This window comes from Nocardioides sp. (genome assembly GCF_034670285.1).
GTDB lineage: Bacteria > Actinomycetota > Actinomycetes > Propionibacteriales > Nocardioidaceae > Nocardioides.
The window spans coordinates 1-3,213 of sequence record NZ_JAXMNS010000417.1; the positions used below are offsets into that span (position 1 = coordinate 1).

Sequence of the window (3,213 nt, forward strand, 5' to 3'; positions counted from 1 at the left end):
TACAAGGACGGGCAGATCAGCGGTGCGGGCAGTGCGGCGCCGCATAGAACGGGGCGTTGGTCGTCGGCGAGGCGCCGGTATGCCCGTCCGTGTACGTGAGCCTCAGCCGGGAGTGGTCTCGCCGAGCAGCCAGGCGTCGAAGAACGCGTCGAGGTCCTGCCCCGAGCCCTCCTCGACGTAGGCCAGGAACGCCTCGCGGTCGGTGCTGGTGTTGTCGCGCACCAGAGGCCAGCCGCGCACGATCTCGAAGAAGGTCTCGTCGCCGAGCAGCTCGCGCAGGGCGTGCCACATCAGGGCTGGGCTGTAGTAGACGTTGCCCTCGCCGAAGCGGGCCGGGTCGTAGTCGGCCGGAGGGCCGGCCGCCTCGCGCTGCTCGGCCTCGTAGGCGCGGAAGCCGTCGAGGTAGGGATCGAGGGCGATGCCTTCGTCCTCGGCCTGCCACATGAGCTGGAAGTACATCGCCATGCCCTCGTTCATCCACACGTCGCTCCAGTCGGAGGGTGTGACCTGGTTGCCGTACCAGTGGTGGGCGAGCTCGTGCACGATCGTGGCGGGGGCCGTGGAGTAGCGGTTGTCGCCCAGGGTGATCATCGTCTGGGTCTCCATGCCGCTGTCGGAGTCGACGACCAGGATCCCGGCGGTCTCGAACGGGTAGGGCCCGAGGGACTCCTCCAGGAAGGTCATCGCCGCAGGGGTGGTCTGCAGGTTCGGCAGCCGGTTCTCGCTCCCGCGCGGCACCCAGTAGGTGATCGGCACGCCGCCCGGCCCCTCGTCGTCGGTGCGCACGTAGTCGCCGAAGGCGAGCGTCACGAGGTACGACGCCGCCGGCTCGTCCAGGGTGTACGTCGTCGTGGTGGTCGTGCCGTCGTCGATGAGCGAGGTCTGGGTGCCGTTGGCGATCCCCGTCCAGGGCGAGGGCACGTTGAGCGTGAACTCGTAGAGCGCCTTGTCGGCGGGCTGGTCGTTGACGGCATACCAGGTGTAGGCCCCGAAGGGTTCCTGCATCGTCCAGACCTGGTGGTCGTCGTCGATCGTGAAGCCGAGGCCCGGCATGTCGGTGCGGGTGGTGGGTGCCTCGACCGGCTCGGGCGTGCCGGCGTACTCGACGTCGAGCACGGAGCGCTCGTCGGCCAGGACGTCGCCATCGACGACGAGGTCCTTGCCGCGGTGGGTGAACGGCACGGGGAGCCCGTCCAGGAGGGCGGCGCTGACCTCGAGGGGCGCGCCGAGGTCGAGCTGGAAGGACGGCGCCGACTCGGTGGCCCGGAAGATCAGCGTCTGCGATCCCGTCAGGAGGTCGTCGTCGGGGTCCCAGGTGAGGTTCAGGGAGTAGAGCAGCGCGTCGACCCCGGGTTCGCCGGCCTCGGGGTAGACCGAGTCCTCGACCGGGTCGCTGAGCGCGATGCCGAGGTCGCGCACCTGGTCGGGGGTCGCCTCCTCTGTGGTCGGCGTGGTCGGCGAGGCCGGCGTCGCGGGGGCGTCGTCGAGGACCGGGGCCGAGCAGCCGGTGAGAAGGAGGCACGCGGCCATCAGGGCCAAGAGATCACGGCGCAAGGTCACGAGTCGCCGCGCAGCAGGGGTCGAGCGAGCTTGCGGCCGTGGTGGATCTGCGCCTTGACGGTGCCGAGCGGCAGCCTGAGCAGCTGGGCGATCTCGTCGTAGGGCATCCCGTAGACGTCGCGCAGCAGGAGCGGCTCGACGTACTGCGGGTGCTCTCGCTCGATCGTCTCCATCGCCTCGAGCAGGTCGAGCCGGGTGCCGGCGATGACGCTGGTCGTGCGCGGGTCGGGCTTGTCGCTGATGGGGCTGTGCTCGAGCGGGTCGGCAGCGCTCGCCTGGTTCTTCATCTTGCGATAGGTCGAGCGGGCGGAGTTGACGGCCACGACGTGGGTCCAGGTGGTGAAGCGTCCGCGTCCTCCCCAGGTGCTGATCTTGGTGGCGATCTTGAGCAGTGCCTCCTGGCAGGCGTCCTCGGCATCGGGGGAGTAGGGCAGGACGCCCCGGCACACGTGGAGGATGCGCGGGCGGATCGCGGTGAGCACGGCGTCGAGCGCGGCGGCGTCGCCGTCCTGCGCCTGGTGCGCCAGGGCGTCGATCTCGTCAGGCGTGACAGCGTGCTCGTCCATGGCTCACCCCTGCCCCTCCCGGCGTCGGTGGGAAACATCATGCAGGATGCAGGCGTGTCCATGCCGCACCGACTCGGTCGCTACGCCGTGCGCCGACGAATCGGCAGCGGCGGGTTCGCGACGGTCTGGCTGGCCTACGACGAACAGCTCGACGCGCCTGTCGCGGTGAAGGTGCTGGCCGACAACTGGACCGAGGACCACCAGGTCCGCACCCGCTTCATCGAGGAGGGCCGCTACCTGCGCCGCGTCGAGTCGCCGCACGTGGTGAGCGTCTACGACGCCGGCGAGCTCGACGACGGCCGTCCCTACCTCGTCATGTCGTACGCCGACCAGGGCACGCTCGCCGACCGGCTCGAGGTCACCGGCACGACCGTCGCCCAGGGGCTCGAGGTCGTGCGGCAGGTCGCCGCCGGGCTCCAGGCGCTCCACGACCGCGGCATCCTGCACCGCGACGTCAAGCCGGCCAACGTGCTCTTCCGCACCGTCGACGCGGGCGGAAGTGAGCCCGAGCTGCGCGCCATGCTCGGCGACCTCGGTCTCGGCAAGGCCCTCGACGCCTCGTCGCGGCTGACGATGATCGCCGGAACGCCGTCCTTCGTCGCCCCCGAGCAGGCGCAGGGTGAGTCGCCCACCGCGCAGGCCGACCAGTACTCCCTCGGCGTGATCACCTTCCTCCTCCTCGCCGGGCGCACGCCGTGGACACACACCTCGCTCGGGTCGGCGGCCGACCCGTCACCGCCCCCGCCGCTGTCGGTCGCGGGGCGCGAGTTCCCGGCAGCCGTCGAGGACGTCGTACGGCGTGCGCTGGCGCGGGAGCCCGCCGAGCGGTGGCCGTCGGTCACCGACTTCGTCGACGCCCTCACCGCCGCCCTCGCCGGCGCCACCCTGATCGAGGGCGCCGCTCCGTCGGCGGGGTGGCTGCCTGCCGATCCCGACCTCACGCAGCCGGGCGCGCGCCCGACGCCACCGCCGGACTTCGGTCCGCTTCCCGAGCTCGACCTGCCGGCGCCGCGGCGTCGGTGGCCCAGGCGCGTCGCCCTGGCCGCAGCCGCCGTCGTGGCCGCGGCCGCCACCCTCGCGGGCGGCT

3 protein-coding genes are annotated in these 3,213 nt (G+C 71.6%); 1 reads left to right on the forward strand and 2 read right to left on the reverse strand.

Annotation, left to right across the window (positions count from 1 at the left end; all coding sequences use genetic code 11):
- Positions 1-102 precede the first annotated feature (102 nt).
- Positions 103-1,530: a M1 family metallopeptidase gene (locus VOI19_RS16895; RefSeq protein ID WP_323794119.1), complete on the reverse strand. Its 1,428-nt coding sequence runs from the start codon at positions 1,528-1,530 to the stop codon at positions 103-105.
- Between the two features lie 26 nt (positions 1,531-1,556).
- The gene (locus VOI19_RS16900; RefSeq protein ID WP_323794120.1) at positions 1,557-2,126 is read right to left on the reverse strand and encodes an RNA polymerase sigma factor; all 570 of its coding nucleotides are present in this window, start codon (positions 2,124-2,126) and stop codon (positions 1,557-1,559) included.
- Positions 2,127-2,186: 60 nt separating this feature from the next.
- On the opposite strand from VOI19_RS16900, the gene VOI19_RS16905 reads away from it, so the two are divergent.
- The coding region (locus VOI19_RS16905; protein ID WP_323794121.1) for a serine/threonine-protein kinase at positions 2,187-3,213 on the forward strand (1,027 nt) is incomplete at its 3' end.

What these genes read in the sequence shown, in the direction of transcription:
- VOI19_RS16895 (WP_323794119.1), bottom strand. Translation starts at nt 1,530, where the DNA reads ATGGCCGCGTGCCTCCTTCTCACCGGCTGCTCGGCCCCGGTCCTCGAC.
- VOI19_RS16900 (WP_323794120.1), bottom strand. Translation starts at nt 2,126, where the DNA reads ATGGACGAGCACGCTGTCACGCCTGACGAGATCGACGCCCTGGCGCAC.